This window comes from Arthrobacter sp. TJ-170 (assembly GCF_058269305.1).
In genome coordinates this window covers 79,943-96,247 of sequence record NZ_JBZCNL010000001.1, presented here as the reverse complement: position 1 = coordinate 96,247, position 16,305 = coordinate 79,943, and the positions used below count along the sequence as shown (strand labels likewise).

The following is a 16,305-nucleotide window of genomic DNA, read 5'->3' as shown; positions in this document are numbered from 1 at the left end:
GGTTTTCGCTTCTACCCTACGTGCACGCTCCTAGAGCGGCAGGAACAGCACGGTGTAAACTCCCAAGGCGCCCATCGCGAGGACCGCCGACGATGTGCACATCACCGCGACGACGTCCGCATCCACTCTGCCCCGTGAAACCCCGGCGACGCCTCTTGCGTACCGGCGTCGCTGGCTGAGGTAAATTCCGAGCGCCGCCCCCAATGCCGCGAGCACCAGGACCACGGCAAACAGGCCATGCCCGGGGACCCAGCGCAGGAACAGCAGACTCGCTCCGACCAGTGCGGTCATGGTTCTGCCCCAGGCAAGCGCCGTCCGCTCCGGCTGCAGTCCGGGGTCCCGGCCCAGGGCGGTCATTCTAGGCTCCCCGCACCAGAACAAAAACAACGACGACGGCGGCAACCACCGACCCGCCGAGCGCCAGCAGAGGCGCCAGGAACGGAAGCGGCAGGGGCGTTCCATGGCGCATGGCCCGTTCCACGTTGAGCCACCGGAAGCATGCCACCGACGAGATGATCATGGCGAGCAGCAGCAGTAAAACCGCGAGGGTGGTCCGGACCTGTGGAAGAAAGATGTCGGTGGTGAACGCCTCTACGGCGATGCCGCCGGCCATGAGTGCAAGCGACGTGCGGATCCACGCCAGGAAGGTTCGCTCATTGGCGAGCGTGAACCGAGGGTCCGGTTCACTGCCGCCGCGCAGAACGCGCCGGGCCAGGCCACGCCGGCCACCGTCGTCGTTGTCGTTCCCTGCATAATCCACCGCTTCATCCTAGCCAGTGCGACGGGACCGCCCGATGCGGGTACCATGGATGATTGCGAAGGGGAGTAGTTCCGGAGTGCTTGCGCTCCGCGGCCTGTCGACATACTGGCAATCAGCGATGATGCCCGGCAATCCACCGCACTGGCGGCGAACGAGACCTTCGGCCATGCATCAGTTAATGGCCGGAGCTCCGAATCAGCCCTGGCCGTGTGAAATCAGGAGCCGGCTTTGACCCCCGAAGGAACCCGAACACCCGCCGATATCAAGCGTTGGCGGCAGTATCTGGCCGACGAACGGGCGGAGGCCGCGACCTACCGCTATCTGGCACGCAAGCGCGGCGGTGAAGAGAAGGAAATCCTGCTCGCGCTCGCGCAGGCGGAAGGCCGGCACGAACAGCACTGGCTCTCCCTCCTCGGCGACGACGTCGACAAACCCCAGCGCCCCTCGCTGCGGAACCGGATCCTGGGCTTCCTCGCCCGGCGCTTCGGCTCGGTCTTCGTGCTTGCCCTGGCCCAGCGCGCCGAGGGCCGTTCCCCCTATGCAGCCGATCCGTTCGCGACCAATGCGATGGCCGCCGATGAACAGATCCACGAGGAGGTCGTGAGGGGCCTCGCGACACGTGGGCGCAACCGGCTCTCCGGCAATTTCCGGGCAGCAGTGTTCGGCGCCAATGACGGCCTGGTGAGCAACCTCGCCCTCGTCATGGGTATCGGCGCAACGGGAGTCTCCAGTGCGTTCGTGCTGTTCAGCGGGATCGCCGGGCTCCTCGCAGGTGCACTGTCGATGGGCGCGGGCGAGTACGTATCGGTGCGTTCCCAACGGGAACTGCTGACGGCGTCGCGCCCCACGCAGGTCACCCTGACGGCAGCCAAGGAACTCGATATCAACGCCAACGAACTGGTCCTGGTCTACCGCGCGCGGGGAATGTCCCCGGAGGCGGCCGAGCACCGGGCCGCTGAACGCATGGGGCAGTTCACCTGCGACTGCGACCCTAGCCTGTCCCTGCAACCGGAGCGCAAGGAAACCCGGGAGGACTACGAGAGCATCGGCACCGCCATGGGCGCCGCCGCCGCCAGCTTCTGCTTCTTCGCATCGGGTGCGGTGATTCCTGTCCTGCCGTATCTCTTTGGTCTCACCGGGATTGCCGCGGTTGTGACCGCCTGCACCCTGGTGGGGCTGGCCCTGCTGGCGACCGGCGCCGTCGTCGGCCTGCTCTCCGGCGCTTCCCCGCTCAAGCGCGCACTGCGCCAGCTCGCCATCGGCCTGGGGGCCGCTGCGGCGACCTACCTGCTGGGGTTGGTGTTCGGCGTCTCGGTCGCCTAGCGGTGGCTCATGGCACAGCCGTCGGCGCAGCCGGATGCTCAGTCGACGACTCTGCCGGAGCGCTCCGGATCCTCTCGACCATCGCCGTCGTCGACCGCTCGGGAACGTAGTCGAGGATGCGCACAACTCCTCCGCAGCGTTCCACCACCGGCGCTTCCTCGAGCATCTGCGAGGAGTAGTCACCGCCCTTGGCGTAGATATCCGGGCGCAGTGCCTCAATCAGCGGCACCGGGGTGTCAGTGTCGAAGGCCGTCACATAGTCCACGCAGCTCAGTGCCGCGATAACGCCGGCGCGGTCGGACAGGGCATTGATCGGCCGGTCCGGCCCCTTCAGGCGCCGCACCGACTCGTCACCGTTCAGGGCCACAACCAGCACATCGCCCAGCTGTTTGGCCTGCGTCAGGTAGCGGGTATGCCCGCGGTGCAGCACGTCAAAGCACCCGTTCGTCAGCACAATCCGCCGGCCGTGCTCACGCTCCCCCGCCACTTGCTGCAGCAGCTCATCAAGCGGCAGGATCGCCGACGAGAGGCCGCCGAGGTACTGCGCCAGATCCGCGGTGGAACACACGGAGGTCCCCGGCCGTCCGACCACAACGTCGGCCGCAGCCTGCGCAAGATCCAGCGACGCCGTCATGGGCATGCCCGCCGCCCGCGCCGCCGTCAGGCACGCCACGAAGGTGTCCCCCGCCCCCGATGCCTGTTTCTCCGACGCGGGCCGCGCCCAGGTGCGGTGCGCCTGCCCCTTCCCCGAGAGCAGGACCGTGCCGTCCCGATCAAGCGTGACGACGACGGCGCTCGCTCCCGTCGCCGCGAAAAGCTCCTCGCGGCGTTCGGTGACGAGCGCGGCGCGGTCCTCGGCAGCCGATGGGAAGCCCGTGCCCAGCAGACGCGCCGCTTCCTGCGCATTGGGCGTGACAATGCCGGGCCTGAGTTCGGACCACGGCCGCGGATTGTGAGCGTCGACGACGGTCAGCATCCCGCCGGCGTTGCCCCGCAGCGCCTGGCGTACGGAAGACCCCAGTGCCCCGGTGCCGTAGTCACAGACAACGACGGCGCTGCTACCCTGCAGTGCCACCGGAATCGCCGCGGCCAGTGCGGCGACCGACTCCTCCGGTGGCGCCCCGTCCTGATCATCAAGCCGCAGCATCACCTGATCGCCACCGATGATCCGGTTCTTCGTAGTTGTCCTGAATCCATCCGCGGCTACAAGTCCCGTAGTGTCCACGCCGGCGTCGTCAAGCAGCGCACGCAGGCGCGCTCCGGCGTCGTCGGTTCCCACGAGGCCCACCAGACGCACCCGTGCGCCGAGAGCAGCGAGGTTCATTGCAGTGTTCGCCGCGCCGCCCGGTGCGTACTCGCGTCGACGCACGTCCACCACGGGTGCGGGAGCCTCACGGCAGAACCGCTCGATGCTGCCGGTCCACCAACCGTCCAGGATTACGTCCCCGACCACCGTGACGACCGGGGCAACGCGGGCCAGTTCAACGGGCACCCACTCGGTCAGACCTCGGGTCTCCTGCAGCCCGCTCATGACCGGGAAGACTTCCCGGGTGCCTCGATGTGCACCACCTTCACCGTGCAGAACTCGTCCAGCAGTTCCGGTCCGTAGCCGAAGCCTTCTCCGCTCTCACCGCGCGGCTGCGCTGATCCGCCGGGAGCGCCACCAAAGACGGCGTTGACCTTCACCGTACCCACTTTCAGCGCTGCGACAGCCTTCTGCGCGTTGGTGATGCTTCCGGTCAGGACATTCGCGGCCAGGCCGTACCGACCGGCCGCGGCGAGCCTGAGCCCTTCGTCAAAACTGCCCACGCGCGTAACCGGCGCCACCGGGCCGAAGGTCTCCTCCGCCATGACATCCATCTCCTCGGTGCAGTTCACCAGGACGGTCGCCGGGTAGTGCGCTCCCGGCCCGTCCGGGATTGCGCCGCCTTCCACGGCTTCGGCTCCCATTCCGACGGCGGCCTGAACCTGGGAATCCACGGCGTCGCGCATGCGGCGGTCAACAAGCGGCGCGAAACTGCCGGACTCATTGCGCCGACCGGCTTCCGCCGCCAGCGCGTCGCAAAATTCGTCTGCGATCGCGTCGTGAACGTAGATGCGTTCCACGGCAGTGCAGATCTGACCGCTGTTGCTGAAGGCCCCTATGGCGGCTTGCTCTGCTGCCCAGACCGGGTCGACGTCGCGGTCAATCAACAGGGGATCATTGCCGCCGTTCTCCCGGATCACGTCGGCGCCGGTAAGTACAGCTGCGCGGGCGATGCGCGCCCCGGCAGCGCTTGACCCCACATGCGCGTAGACGTCGATGCCCTCTTCCGTGGTGAGCATGGCCCCGACATCGGGTCCTCCGGTAAGGGTGGTCAGGACTCCAGCCGGGAAACACGGCGAGAGCAGTTTCCCCAGCAGCAGGCCAAGGTGCGGACACCGTTCGCTCGGCTTGTGCAGGACGGTATTGCCGGTAACCAGCGCAGCCCCCAGTAGACCGCAAGCAACTGCCACAGGATCATTCCACGGTGTGAGGAGTGCCGCCACCCCTCTCGGCTCGGTAACGGTGTAGTCGGAGGCAAGGGCGGAGCCACGGAGACTGTGCCCGCGATGAAGCGGCCCGAGCTCCGCGTACTGTTCGAGCGTCGTAGCCCCTGCCTCGATACCGGCCAGCGCCTCCTCACGGGGACGCCCGGTCTCCCTGCTGTTCAGCTCTGCAAGGGAATCAGCACCCTCCCGCAGGAGGGCTTTCGCTGCGGTACAGACCATGCCTGCCCGGTCAGCGGGAGCCAGCGCGGCCCACTCAGGCTGCACCGATCTGGCCAGCTGGACGGCGAGCGCAACCTGCTCCCGTCCGGCCGATTCCACGGTCCCCACGGCGCTGCCATCCCGGGGATCGCAGATGGTCAGGTCCGACTCGGCGGCACTGCCGCGGATCATGGTCTGGGGCTCGCTCGTCATTGCGCTCCTTCTGGCTGGCGAATCGCTTCGTGCCAGAGGAGTACCCATCCGAGCAGCGGTTCACACAGCTTCTGCGGAACCTGTTTTGGGCGATCCGCCTTCGATCAGGAGCTGCCCGCGCTCCCCGTCACGGGTTCTGTCCGGAGGCTGCCGGGGTCGGACGCGGGCCGGATCTGGATCCGTCCGTCCTGGGTTCGGACCTCGAAGGTACGCTGGGGCCTGGTGGCAGGGCCCCGGTCGATCTGGCCGTCTGTCAGGCGGAAACGGCTTCCGTGCCAGGGGCACTCCACGCACCCGTCCTCGATGGTTCCCTCGTGCAGGGGTCCCCCGCGGTGCGTGCAGCGGTCGGAAATGGCCCGCAGTTCACCCGCGTGGCGGATAACCAGCACGGCCACTCCACCGGCGTCGACGCGCATGGGCTTGTCGCTGATGTCCTCCACAGCGGCTACATCGGTCCAGTCCGACGGCGGCACCTCGAAGGCCGTCGTGTCGGTTCCCACGCCACGGGCATAGGCAAGGTGCCCACCGAGCCATCCGGACGCCGACACCAGACCCATGCCCACGGCTGCCGTCAAAACCCCTACCCCTCTGGCGTTCGCGGCACGCGCAACCGCACTGGCCGAGAAGACGCCCACGGCAGCCACGTTCAGGCCTGCATGGACGAGCCCTACCCTGCGCTCTGCGCCCTGGGTGTCGGCCCAGTCGCTGAGCCCGGTCAGGGCTGCGGGCAGTGCGCTGAGGTTTCCCAGAACGATCAGGCGTCGCGCTGCCGTGGCAGTACCGGTGTCCTTCCCGCCGATGAAATCCAGGAAGAAGGCGGATGCCCATGATCCGAGCGGGACCAGGATCAGGATGGGGTGGGCGGGATGCCCGGTCCCGGTGCCGCTGAGCAGGTTTTTGATGGGGCCGGGCTTCAGCCATTTACCTACGAGGCCCGCAACTTTGTTGGCTGGGGCATCGAGGAACTCAGCGCGTTCCACGCGCCCTATGACGTGATCAAGCGAAGTGTTGATGGTAGCCATGTCCATGACGACCACTCCTTTCGGACGGTGGGTCAGTAAGACGGTGGGGCAGTGAATAGTCCGACGCTAGCCCAGCTCACGCGGAAGGGGAAGACGCAAGCACCCCTATTCTGCAGAGCTCCCTGCGAGCTCACGCCGAGCCTCGTCGACGTCGGCCTCAATCAGTTCGGCGTTCACGGCTACTGCCACCCGGTACGCGTCACCGGCAGCAACGATCACCTGGGCTGCCGGATCGGCTGCATTGCCTACGGCCCACACTCCCTCGACGGTGGTGCGGCCGGAGTCGTCGGTGGTGACGCAGCCGTTTTCCATCGTCTGGCAGTCCGGGACGCGCACGATCGACGTGTCAACGGTTGAGCCGGGTTCATAGAACAAGGCATCGCACGGCACGAGTTGACCGTCCTCCAGCCGCACGCCGGTCAGGGACTCACTTGCTGCGACCAGCGCCCGCACGCGACCCTCAACGACCTTCACGCCGCTTGATGCCAGGGACGCTGCCGCGTCGCCGTCGAGGGGATCCATTTCATGGGTGAACAGCGTGACGTCACTCGAGAATTGCCGGACGAGCAGCGTCTGCTGTACCGAGGACTCCGCAGTTCCGAGCACAGCCAGCGTCCGGTCCCGGTGCTCCCAACCGTGGCAGTACGGACACTGGAACAGGTCCGTGCCCCAGCGCGCGTCGGCACCTTCCACCTCGGGCAGAACATCCGTCAGCCCGGAAGCCAGAATGACCTGTCGGGCGTTCAGGACGCGACCGTTCGCAAGGCAGACCCGTCGATCCGGGTGGACCTCCTCCACCGTGGCATCGATCAGCTCAACGCCGTACCGTCGCACGTCCTCCCGCGCCAGCTCGAGGAACTTCGCCGGCGGGATACCATCACGGGTGAGATACCCATGAATGTGTTCCGCGCGAACATTGCGGGGCTTCCCGGAGTCAACGACGGCGACCCGGCGCCGCGCCCTACCCAGAAGGAGGGCGGCACTCAGGCCGGCCGCACCGCCTCCGATGATAACGACGTCGTAAGTGTCTGATGTGTTCACGCCGGGCGCCTCCCAGTCAGGGGCAGGCGCCTACGTGGAGACGTCATTTTCGATGTCTTCCGCAAGTTCGTCCACCTTCTCCGGGCGCAGGTGCACCCCAGCCTCTTCGAGCCGCTCCTCGAGGACATGGGTGACGTCGTCCTCCACATGGCCGAGCCGGATCTCGGACCTTACGTCCTCAGCGATCTCTTCGACGGTTTTTTCCTGCGTCTCGGCGGGGTCCGCCTCGCCGGGTTCCTGGTTGTCTGCGGTCATGGCTTTTCCTCCTGGCTCAGCGTGGCTGAGCCGGGTTGCTTGGGTCACCCTGGGAAGGCGGATTCACCGGCGGTCCGGAGGTTGCCGGGCTTACGGGCGATCCGCCCCTGTTACTGGTTCTTTCCGGGGTGTCCGGGTTCTCGGGCCCACTTGGCTCGGCGCCGTTGCGTAGAGCGTCCAACCGGTGCTCGAGAACCTGAACAACCGGAAGCCGGTCCCCGTGCGCACGCTCATACTCGAGCAGCTGGGCTACGGCCGGTTCGTCCAGTCCATTGATGCGGGTGGGCAGGGTACCCAGCGGGAGGTGGTCATAATCCGGCAGGGGAAGATCTTCGTGCCGTGGCGAGTCGCTCTGTGTCATGGGTTATCACTCCGAAGGTTCAGTAGCTACGTCGTCGGGCTGTCCCTCTTCGCCCGTGTCACCCTCGAGCTCATCTTCCCCGACGGAGTTGTCCTCGAGGTCGGTGTCGATTCCGACGTTGTCGTCGAATTCGGTGTCTTCGACCTCTCCCGGAGTGTCTCCCCCGCCCGGATCATCACACCCGGCCAGCAGCACGGCGCTGATACCTGCCGCAGCTGCCATTGCCCACAGCTTGTGCTTTGCCATGATCGGTCTCCTTCCGCTCGAACCGTGGGGCGGATTACCCCTCACCAATAAACAGTATGCTTACTATCTTCATCTTGTCGATCATTGTGGACCGCCGTCTTGGTAAGCGCACTGATAATCTACGGACAGCACAAACCACTCAGTCTGACGAAGGAGTCCTGACATGGCGGGCAAGTTCGAGCTCTACCTGGATGATGAGACCCGCTACCGGTTCCGGTTGACCGGAGACGACGGCGCAACCCTGATGACCAGCGAGTCTTACGACGACAAGCCGACAGCCGTGTCCGGTATCAACGGCATCCGCGACTGCGCATCCACTGCGCTGATCAAGGACCTGACCGACGGTGACGACAGCGAGTAACAACTCCCGATTCTGAGGTGACAATGGCCAACAGCCTGGCAGCGAACCGGCAATCTGCGGCGATGGGCACAGGGGTCGGCCCCCTCATGGAAAGGTTCCAAAACGTCGAGCGCATCGCCGTCCTGCGCGGCGGAGGTCTGGGCGACCTGCTCTTCGCCTACCCCGCGATGAGCGCCCTGGCCGCAGCATATCCGGAAGCGTCGATCACCCTCCTGGGAGTCCCGCTCCACGCCGAACTCCTCCGAAACAGACCCGGGCCGGTGTCCGGGGTGGAGGCGCTCCCCTACGCCTCAGGTGTGCGTCCCGGTCCCGAGGACGGTAGAGCAACTGCCGAATTCTTCACAGCCATGCGCTCCCGCGAGTTCGACCTTGCCGTCCAGGTTCACGGTGGCGGCCGGAACTCCAATCCGTTCCTCCTCAAGCTCGGCGCAAGGCATACCATCGGCACCAGAACACCGGACGCCGTGGAACTGGAACGCAGCCTGCCCTACGTCTACTACCAGAACGAATTTCTGCGAGCGCTCGAAGTGGTGGGCCTCGCCGGTGCTGCCCCGGTCTGCCTCGAACCGCAGTTCGCAGTCACCGAAGAAGAAGCGGTTGTGGGGCGTTCGCTTACCGGCGCCGGAATCCGGCCCCTGCTGGTGATTCATCCGGGTGCCACGGATCCGCGCAGGCGCTGGCCATCGTCGTCCTTTGCCACCATCGCCGCGCGGGCAGCGCGGGATGGCAGCGATGTGGTGCTTGTCGGCGACGACGGCGACGCACCGCTCGCGGCCGACATCGTCCGGCGCGCACAGGCGCAGGCCGGGACGGCCCAGGCCGGGACGGCCCAGGCCGGGCAAAACGAAGCTCGGATCCGTTCGCTCGCGGGGCAGCTGTCCCTCAGCGAACTGGCGGGCGTACTCTCGGCGGCGACCGTCGTCGTCGGCAATGACAGCGGGCCGAGGCACCTCGCTCAGGCGGTCGGTACGCCCACGGTGGGGATCTATTGGGCGGGTAACGTGATCAGCGCCGGGGCTATGGGACGCATGCTGCACCGCGTGCACCTGGCGTGGACCACGGAGTGCCCCGCATGCGGGGTGGACGTAACGCAGGTGGGCTGGACCGCGGAACGTTGCGAGCATGATGACTCGCAAGTCCAGCAGATCCAGCCCGACGCGGTGTACGAGGACGTCAGGGACCTTACGGCCACGACCCCTCTTCTTCGTGGCAGATAAGCATCTGCCTAACCTCGCAGCCACGCGGCTGTGACAGCGCGAAGAGAATTGCGTCAGCTACCCGGGTGGGGTCGTTGAGCCTTGAGTTGTCCTGCGGCTTGTACTTCTCATCGCGGTCGTCGAAGAACCTGGTCTCCATGCCACCGGGGATCATGGTGGTGACTCCGACCTCGCCCGCCATCTCCGCAGCCAGCGCATGGCTGAAACCAACCACGCCGAACTTCGAAGCGCAGTAGGCCGTGGCATCGGCGACCGCACGGATGCCCAACGTCGAGGCGATGGTTACCACCCGCCCGTGGCTGGTCTTCAGGTACGGCAGCGCGGCGCGCACGGTGGACACCGTTCCGGTGAGGTTGACCGCCAGCACCTTCTCCCACTCCGCCGCGGCTACATCCTCGAGCCGTCCGCACCGGTCGATGCCGGCGGCGGTGACGACGGCGTCCAGGCCGCCGAGCATGTCAGCCGCCTGCTGCACAGCCGCCGTCACTGCCTCCCGGTCTGCGACGTCGACCTCCAGCGCTTTCACGCCGGATACGCGGCTGTTGTCCCGGTCCAGCACGACGGGCGTACCGCCGGCGTCGAGCACGCGGGCCACGACCGCGGCGCCCAGCCCGGACGCTCCGCCCGTGACCAGTACGCGGCCGGGGTTGAAGGTGAAGGTGTTCGTAGAAGTAGTCATGTGATCCTCTCAGTGTCCTTTGCTGGTTACCCGACCTCGGCGAGGGCCGCGGCCAGGGACGTGGTTGAACGTGCAGGGATATACGGGACGGTGACGGTCTGCCCGCCCCAGGACCGCACGAGTGCGGATTCGGGGAGCTGGGCGGCGGAGTAGTCGCCGCCCTTGACCCAGATGTCGGGACGCAGGGTCGCGAGCGCCCCTTCCGGCGTGTCCTCGCCGAAGACGAATACGGCGTCGACGCATTCGAGCGCGGAGAGCAGTTCTGCCCGGTCCTCCTCGCCCATGATGGGGCGCTGCGGGCCTTTCAGCCGGCGGACCGAGACATCCGAGTTCAGGCAGACGATCAGGCAGTCCCCCAGCCGCCGCGCGGCAGAGAGCGTGCGCGCATGGCCGGCGTGCAGCAGGTCGAAGCATCCCCCTGTTGCCACCACAGTGCCGCCGGCCTCCCGGGTTTCACGGACAACGCGGAGCGCATCGACAGCGCGGCCGTGCAGCTGCGTCGGTTCCGGATCCTCCCCGAGGGCTGACACCCCGCCCCGGCCGAGGAACCCGGCCGCTTGCTGGACGGCCGAGTGGGTTGCCTCTTCCAAACCCGCGCCCGCGCCGAGTGCGAGCGCAAGCGCCGAACAGAAACGGTCACCGGCGCCACAGGGGTCTGTCGCGACGATCGCGGGAGCCGGAACCAGGTGCGGCAACTCGGCGCCCTCACCCTGACGGTGGACCAGGGCGCCCCGCTCCCCCAGAGTCACGATGACCGCCCTGCTCTTCCACCTCCGCTCCAGCAAGGCGGCGGCGTCCGCTGCCGCACGCACGACGTCGGTCCTGCCACCCGGCGATGCTCCGACCGCCTTCAACGCCTCGCTGAGGTTGGGGGTCACGGCGGCCACTCCCGGCACGGGGTCCGGCCCTGACGGGTGGGGATCCCAGACAACCGGGATGCGACCGGCGACCCGCCCCAGCACCTCCCGCAGTTGGTCGTTCACGGCAAGCCCCCGCCCGTAGTCGGAGACCAGCACGACGTCGGCCGTCTCCACCGCACGCAGCATGTCCCCTGTCACCGGCGGCACCGGCGCTTCCCCGCATCCTTCGTCGAACCGCACAACCGGGTGACTCCCAGCCCGGATCCGCGTCTTGACCGGAGTCGGCGCACCGGAGGGGCCGGTCACGAGCGTTATGCCGGCGAGCTCTTCGCGCAGGGTGGAAGCGGCGTCGTCGTCGGAGAGCACAGTGACGAGTTCAAGCGCTGTTCCCTGCCCACGCTCCTGCACATCCTGCTGCAGCATGCGTGCAACCAGGCCGGCACCACCGGCGCGGCGCTTCGCGGCAGCCACGTCGACCACGGGGACGGGCGCGTCGGGGCTCAGTCGGCTGGCTTCCCCGGACAGGTCGACGTCGAGGAGAACGTCGCCCACTACGACAATCTTCATGATCCCGCCTCCGTCGCCCGGCAGCGTGCTACTTCAGCGTCGAACGCCCGGCAGATCGCGTGGAGGGCAATGAGGTGGCCCTCCTGCGCGTTGGCCGACCGGGCGTTCACGGCCACATGGTCATCGCAAAGCGCGGTGAGCGGGTTCGGGCCGGGGCCTGTGAGAGCCCAGCTCGTGACACCGATCGTGCGTGCGGCTTCGGCGGCGCGCAGGAGATTCGGGCTGCTGCCGCTGGTGCTCAGCAGCAGCAGGATGTCTCCCTCCCGGCCGTGGCCCTGCACCTGACGGGCGAACATGTTCTCGTATCCATAGTCATTGGCGATCGCCGTCACAGACGAGGACTCAGCGTGCAGGGAGATCGCGGAGAATGCTTCACGGTCTCCGTCGAACCTGCCCACCAGCTCCGCCGTAAGGTGCTGGGCTTCAGCGGCCGAGCCTCCATTGCCCGCGGCGAGCAGTCGCTGACCCGCCATAAGACGTTCGGCGAGGTCCACACCCCATTCGGCAAGGTGGGCGGCAGAAGCCATGAGGGACTCAACTGCGGGGAGTACCTGCTCCAGGTGTCCTATTACCGCATCGAGGGCCCCGGATCCGGCTGCGTCGGGCGGCGCCGAAGGGGGATGCGGCGGAACTGCGATCAGCGGCTGCCTGCGCCCGGCCCGGACGGTGGCAAGGTGTTCAGCGCTCATCGTGCGCTCCTTCCTGTGCTTTGCAGATGTGAACTGGACGGCAGAGTTGCAGCCTGGGCCAACCGGGAAGCGCTGCGGCGGGACCGCGGGCTCCCGCCGGCCTGGTTGAGGGTGAGCTGGTAGGCCTTTTCGGTGTCAGCAGCGATGCGGTCCCAGGAGTAGCGGGCGTGGACCCGCGCCAGTCCCGCCTTCCCAAGCTCCTTTGCAGCCTCGGGGTTTTCAATGACCTGGCGGACGGCATCGGCGAGCGCACCCGCATCCCGCGGCGGCACGTGGAGTCCCGTCTGCCCGTCGACGACGGTGTCGATGAGGCCTCCCACGGCAGCGGCGATCACCGGAACACCGCAGGCCATAGCTTCGAGCGGGACAATCCCGAACGGCTCGTACCAGGGTGCACAGACCACGGCGTCAGCGCTGCGAAGCAGCTCCGGCATCCGTTCGCGGGGCACCTGGCCCTCCAGAAAAACCCGGTCCGCGACGCCCAGTTCCGTTGCCAGTGCCATCAACCGCCTGGCTTCCGGATCTTCTTCGAGGCGCTTGGCGTCACCTCCGCCGCCCGCGATGACCAGTTCGACGTCGAACACTCCGCTGTCCGCGAGTATCCGTAGGGCGCCGATCACCAGGTCCACGCCCTTGCGGGGAACCAACCGTCCGACGGTCATGATCCGATGTGCCCGGTGACGTGGTGCAACAGGACCGTTTGCGCCGAACAGCGTGAGGTCCACCCCGCATGGCGCCACCGATACCCGGGTACCCTCGACGCCCATCGCCTTCAACTCGAACACCTCATCCGAACAGGTCGCGATCACGCGGTCCACCTGCCGGCCCACGGACGGTTCCAACCAGGCGCGCTCCGACGGACTGGTGTCCTCCTTGCCCTGATGCCGCCGCTTGACGGTCCCCAGCGCGTGGAAGGTCTGAACCACCGGGACGGCGTAGCCCGAGTCTTCCCGCCGGGCCGCGTCGAGTGCCGCAAGTCCCGACATCCAGAAGTGGGCGTGCACGAGGTCCGGCGGGCGGGAGCCCCAGTCCGCCGCAATACCGTCGGCGAGCGCCCGCATGTAAGGCAGCAGCTCATCCTTGGAAATGGCGGCGGGCGGGCCGGCGTCAACGTGGACAACCTCGAGACCGGGCGCCGCCTGCACCCGTTCGGGCAGGTCCGTGCTGTCCCGCCGGGTATAGACGGTGATGCTGTGTCCGCGCCGGGCGAGCGCCAGCGACAGCGCAGCGACGTGCACATTCTGCCCTCCGGCGTCCACTCCGCCGAGCGCGGCGAGCGGGCTCGCATGCTCCGACACCATGGAAATCCTCATTGTGGTCTCCTCTCAGAAACTGCAAGGACGCGCATACGCTCCGTGGCCCGGCCCAGAACCTCGTCCCACGCTTGAAGGAACCCCGGTAGTCCGTAGCGCTCGAGCACTACCTGCCGCGCCACCTCACCGCGCGCGCGGGCCTCCTCCGGATCCTCGACCAGCAACCGGACCGCGGCGCAGAGTTCGTCGACGTCGGTGGAAATGGCGCCTGCCTCCGGCGGCACCGCGCGCGACGCTTCCGTGGTGGCCAGCACAACCACGGGCATCGCCAGATGCATGGCCTCCAGCAGCGCCAGTCCCAGCGAAGTCCACCGCAGCGGGTGGATGTACAGCCGGCGGCGGGCGAGCTCCGCGTGAAGCGTCGGCGTCGGGAGGTCACCGCAGACGGTGAGCTCGTCGGCGCCCAAACCGAGCGCGTTGGGCAGTTCCGCGGTTCCCATGCCGAAGACGTCGAGGGGAGCAACCCGCGTGAACCGTGCAAGGAGATCGGTTCCGGTCACCCGTCCGCGCCGCACGGGCTCGTTAACCACCACCGCGGCGTGCGCAATCTCGCCGGTGTAGAGCGGGCCCGGGTCCACAATGCCGTGTTCCACGACCATGGTGGGCGCCATGCCGTTGTCCCAGAAGAGCTGGTTGAAGTGGGTGACATGAACGATGGGGATTTCGCTCTGCCCAGCCAGCGGATGCAGCGTTGTCGGGATGTCGCCCTTGGGGGTGTTGTGCTCGAGGAAGACCGCGGGAATGTCGCGGCCGGGCCGGCGGCCGAGCAGCCGCTCCACTTCCTCGAGCTCTCCAAGCCGCTGCAGGACGACGAGGTCGGGGTTCCACTCGCGCAGGTCCTCCGGCGCCACTTCGCGGACGGAGTCGGGCCAGTCCCGGCCTGCCCGGCCCAGCCCCCACGGGCCGCCCTCCGGCGTGGTGGGCAACAGGTACTCGTGTGGTCCGCGCACAAAGGCATCGGTCCACCCGCCGTGCACGTGCCAGAGCAGTATTCTCATGCGTTCCTCGTTTCTCTTCTGCTGGCCAGGGACGGGACACCCGAGGTCAGCCGCAGCACGGCGGCGAAGGCCTCCTCGGGGCTTACGTTGGCGAGGCAGGGGTGCCCGGGAACGGGACATTCGCGGGCCCGGGTCAACCTGCAGGGCGCGTTCTGCTCCCCGAGCAGCTCGACCGGCACACGGTACGGCGCCCACCGGACCGCCGGCACCACGGGCGAGAACAGGCTGACCACCGGTGTGCCCACCGCCGCAGCCAGATGCGCCGGGCCGGTATTTCCGACGACGACGGCGTCAGCTCCGGCGAGTACGCCGGCCATGGTGGGAAGGTCGGTCTGCCCGCCGAGGTCGATGCCGTCAGGACCGGCCACAGTGGCCGTCAGTTCACGCTCGCTGTTTCCTCCGGTCACTACCACGCGGTACCCGCCGCCCGTGAGCAATTCGGCGAGCGCAGCATGATGCAGGGGCGGCCAGGCACGGGCAGGGACCGCGGCACCAGGGTGCAGAACGATGTATGGCTCGGCACCCATCAGCTGTGTCACGTCGGGGATATCGCATACGCGGAGCCGGCCGTCGTCGTCGTCGGGCAGGTGATGACCGGCGGCAGCGGCAATCCGCAGCGCACGCTCAGCCTCCGGCTGGTCCTCGGGAAAATCCTCGCCGGGTTTCAACCGGACATCGAGCAGGCTGCCCGCATAGTCGACGGAGGCGCCGGTGATGTGCCGGACACCGGCCAGCCGCAGCAGCAACGCCAGCGGCAGCGGCGACTGGTGAAACGAGGTCAGGATGACGGCCTCGGTGACACCCGCAGCTCTTACGTCGTCCTTCAGGGTCGACAGGTGCTGCTCGGTGACGCCCGGCGCCGGCGCTGTGATCCATGGACAGTCCCAGACGATCACGTCGGACACTCCCGGGAGCATCCTCGCCCCAGGCGCCCCCTGGGGGCCGCACAACATGACGACGCCGGCGGGATGGCTTGCTGCTACCGCCCGGACAGCCGGTCCGGACAGGAGCACGTCGCCCACGCTGTCCAGGCGGGCCACGAGGATGCGGCCCGTCATGTGGCCCCCCGGAGCAGTGCGACTGCTTCAGCAAGGCTGTGCGCAACGAGCGGTGCGGCGTCGATCTCTTCCTGCCGGGTGACCGGTGTGGGAACCAGGACACCTGTTGCTCCGGCAGCGGCAGCTGCCTCAACGTCGGAGCCGATGTCCCCGATGAAGGCGACCTCGGACGGGTGCAGGCCAAGCTTCCCGCACGCTCGCAGAATCATGCCGGGTGCGGGCTTGCGGCAGCTGCAGCCGTCGTCGGGCCCATGTGGGCAGATTTCCCAAAGGTCGAACGGACCGAGGACGTTTTCGACGCGCTGATTCACCGCCTCCACCTGGGCGGCGGTGAGCAGCCCCCGCGCGATTCCCGACTGGTTGGTGAGCACGCCCAGCGACACGCCCGCAGCACGAAGGGTGTTGAGCACTTCTTCCGCGCCGGGCATGGCCACAACGCGGTCCGGGTCGCCGTTATACGGCACGTCCACCACGATGGTGCCGTCTCTGTCGAGGAGAACGGCTTTGGGCTCGCTTCTCATACAGGCACTGTTCCCTGCGAAGAGGGAACCTAAACACTTCTCAGCGGAGAAGTTCGCTTGAGGTTCCCGGTTCACGCTTCCGCCCCGCGCG

19 protein-coding genes are annotated in these 16,305 nt (G+C 67.5%); 3 read left to right on the top strand and 16 right to left on the bottom strand.

The features are described from left to right. Positions 1-30: 30 nt before the first annotated feature. A complete protein-coding gene (locus AC4D1W_RS00500; protein WP_490892163.1) occupies positions 31-357 on the bottom strand; it encodes a DUF202 domain-containing protein in 327 nt (108 codons plus the stop codon). A gap of 1 nt (position 358) precedes the next feature. After that, complete coding sequence (locus tag AC4D1W_RS00495; RefSeq protein WP_490892162.1) at positions 359-760, bottom strand: YidH family protein; 402 nt, start codon at positions 758-760, stop codon at positions 359-361. A 228-nt stretch (positions 761-988) separates the two neighbouring features. On the opposite strand from AC4D1W_RS00495, the gene AC4D1W_RS00490 reads away from it, so the two are divergent. Then, positions 989-2,083: a VIT1/CCC1 transporter family protein gene (locus tag AC4D1W_RS00490; RefSeq protein WP_490897387.1), complete on the top strand. Its 1,095-nt coding sequence runs from the start codon at positions 989-991 to the stop codon at positions 2,081-2,083. Between the two features lie 7 nt (positions 2,084-2,090). Here AC4D1W_RS00490 and rfaE2 read toward each other — a convergent pair whose 3' ends face one another. The 7 genes from rfaE2 to AC4D1W_RS00455 all read right to left on the bottom strand — a co-directional run bounded on the left by rfaE2 (position 2,091) and on the right by AC4D1W_RS00455 (position 7,951). After that, the gene (gene rfaE2 / locus AC4D1W_RS00485; RefSeq protein ID WP_490897386.1) at positions 2,091-3,614 is read right to left on the bottom strand and encodes a D-glycero-beta-D-manno-heptose 1-phosphate adenylyltransferase; all 1,524 of its coding nucleotides are present in this window, start codon (positions 3,612-3,614) and stop codon (positions 2,091-2,093) included. Then, the gene (locus tag AC4D1W_RS00480) at positions 3,611-5,026 is read right to left on the bottom strand and encodes an aldehyde dehydrogenase family protein (protein ID WP_490897385.1); all 1,416 of its coding nucleotides are present in this window, start codon (positions 5,024-5,026) and stop codon (positions 3,611-3,613) included. Before AC4D1W_RS00480 ends, rfaE2 begins: the two co-directional genes overlap by 4 nt. A gap of 104 nt (positions 5,027-5,130) precedes the next feature. Next, positions 5,131-6,054: a Rieske (2Fe-2S) protein gene (locus tag AC4D1W_RS00475; protein WP_490892158.1), complete on the bottom strand. Its 924-nt coding sequence runs from the start codon at positions 6,052-6,054 to the stop codon at positions 5,131-5,133. A 99-nt stretch (positions 6,055-6,153) separates the two neighbouring features. Next, a complete protein-coding gene (locus AC4D1W_RS00470; protein ID WP_490892157.1) occupies positions 6,154-7,089 on the bottom strand; it encodes an NAD(P)/FAD-dependent oxidoreductase in 936 nt (311 codons plus the stop codon). Positions 7,090-7,119: 30 nt separating this feature from the next. Next, a complete protein-coding gene (locus tag AC4D1W_RS00465; RefSeq protein ID WP_490892156.1) occupies positions 7,120-7,344 on the bottom strand; it encodes a hypothetical protein in 225 nt (74 codons plus the stop codon). Between the two features lie 16 nt (positions 7,345-7,360). Then, positions 7,361-7,705 carry a DUF8129 domain-containing protein gene (locus AC4D1W_RS00460; protein ID WP_490892155.1) on the bottom strand — a complete coding sequence of 115 codons (345 nt, stop codon included), beginning with the start codon at positions 7,703-7,705 and terminating at the stop codon, positions 7,361-7,363. Positions 7,706-7,711: 6 nt separating this feature from the next. Then, positions 7,712-7,951, bottom strand: a complete 240-nt coding sequence (locus tag AC4D1W_RS00455) for a hypothetical protein (RefSeq protein WP_490892154.1) — start codon at positions 7,949-7,951, stop codon at positions 7,712-7,714. Between the two features lie 163 nt (positions 7,952-8,114). Between AC4D1W_RS00455 and AC4D1W_RS00450 the strand changes: the two genes are divergently transcribed. Together AC4D1W_RS00450 and AC4D1W_RS00445 are read left to right on the top strand one after the other, a co-directional pair. Then, positions 8,115-8,312 (top strand): YegP family protein, encoded by a 198-nt coding sequence (locus tag AC4D1W_RS00450; RefSeq protein WP_490897384.1) that lies wholly within the window; start codon positions 8,115-8,117, stop codon positions 8,310-8,312. A gap of 23 nt (positions 8,313-8,335) precedes the next feature. Next, entirely contained in the window at positions 8,336-9,529 is a 1,194-nt protein-coding gene (locus AC4D1W_RS00445; RefSeq protein ID WP_490897383.1) for a glycosyltransferase family 9 protein, read from the top strand. Here the strand turns inward: AC4D1W_RS00445 and AC4D1W_RS00440 are convergent. The 7 genes from AC4D1W_RS00440 to AC4D1W_RS00410 are packed head-to-tail and all read right to left on the bottom strand — an operon-like array spanning position 9,495 to position 16,214. Next, positions 9,495-10,208 carry an SDR family oxidoreductase gene (locus tag AC4D1W_RS00440; RefSeq protein WP_490892151.1) on the bottom strand — a complete coding sequence of 238 codons (714 nt, stop codon included), beginning with the start codon at positions 10,206-10,208 and terminating at the stop codon, positions 9,495-9,497. The two genes, AC4D1W_RS00445 and AC4D1W_RS00440, sit on opposite strands and share 35 nt — an antisense overlap. Positions 10,209-10,234: 26 nt before the next feature. Next, positions 10,235-11,635, bottom strand: a complete 1,401-nt coding sequence (locus AC4D1W_RS00435; RefSeq protein ID WP_490897382.1) for a PfkB family carbohydrate kinase — start codon at positions 11,633-11,635, stop codon at positions 10,235-10,237. Beyond that, a complete protein-coding gene (locus AC4D1W_RS00430) occupies positions 11,632-12,324 on the bottom strand; it encodes a D-sedoheptulose-7-phosphate isomerase (RefSeq protein ID WP_490892149.1) in 693 nt (230 codons plus the stop codon). Before AC4D1W_RS00430 ends, AC4D1W_RS00435 begins: the two co-directional genes overlap by 4 nt. Next, complete coding sequence (locus AC4D1W_RS00425) at positions 12,321-13,637, bottom strand: glycosyltransferase (RefSeq protein ID WP_490897381.1); 1,317 nt, start codon at positions 13,635-13,637, stop codon at positions 12,321-12,323. The genes AC4D1W_RS00430 and AC4D1W_RS00425 overlap by 4 nt, the downstream gene beginning before the upstream one ends. Further along, positions 13,634-14,635: a glycosyltransferase gene (locus AC4D1W_RS00420; RefSeq protein ID WP_490897380.1), complete on the bottom strand. Its 1,002-nt coding sequence runs from the start codon at positions 14,633-14,635 to the stop codon at positions 13,634-13,636. Before AC4D1W_RS00420 ends, AC4D1W_RS00425 begins: the two co-directional genes overlap by 4 nt. Further along, positions 14,632-15,693, bottom strand: coding sequence for a glycosyltransferase family 9 protein (locus tag AC4D1W_RS00415; RefSeq protein WP_490897379.1), 1,062 nt, complete (start codon positions 15,691-15,693; stop codon positions 14,632-14,634). The genes AC4D1W_RS00420 and AC4D1W_RS00415 overlap by 4 nt, the downstream gene beginning before the upstream one ends. Then, complete coding sequence (locus AC4D1W_RS00410) at positions 15,690-16,214, bottom strand: D-glycero-alpha-D-manno-heptose-1,7-bisphosphate 7-phosphatase (protein ID WP_490892145.1); 525 nt, start codon at positions 16,212-16,214, stop codon at positions 15,690-15,692. The genes AC4D1W_RS00415 and AC4D1W_RS00410 overlap by 4 nt, the downstream gene beginning before the upstream one ends. Between the last annotated feature and the right edge of the window lie 91 nt (positions 16,215-16,305).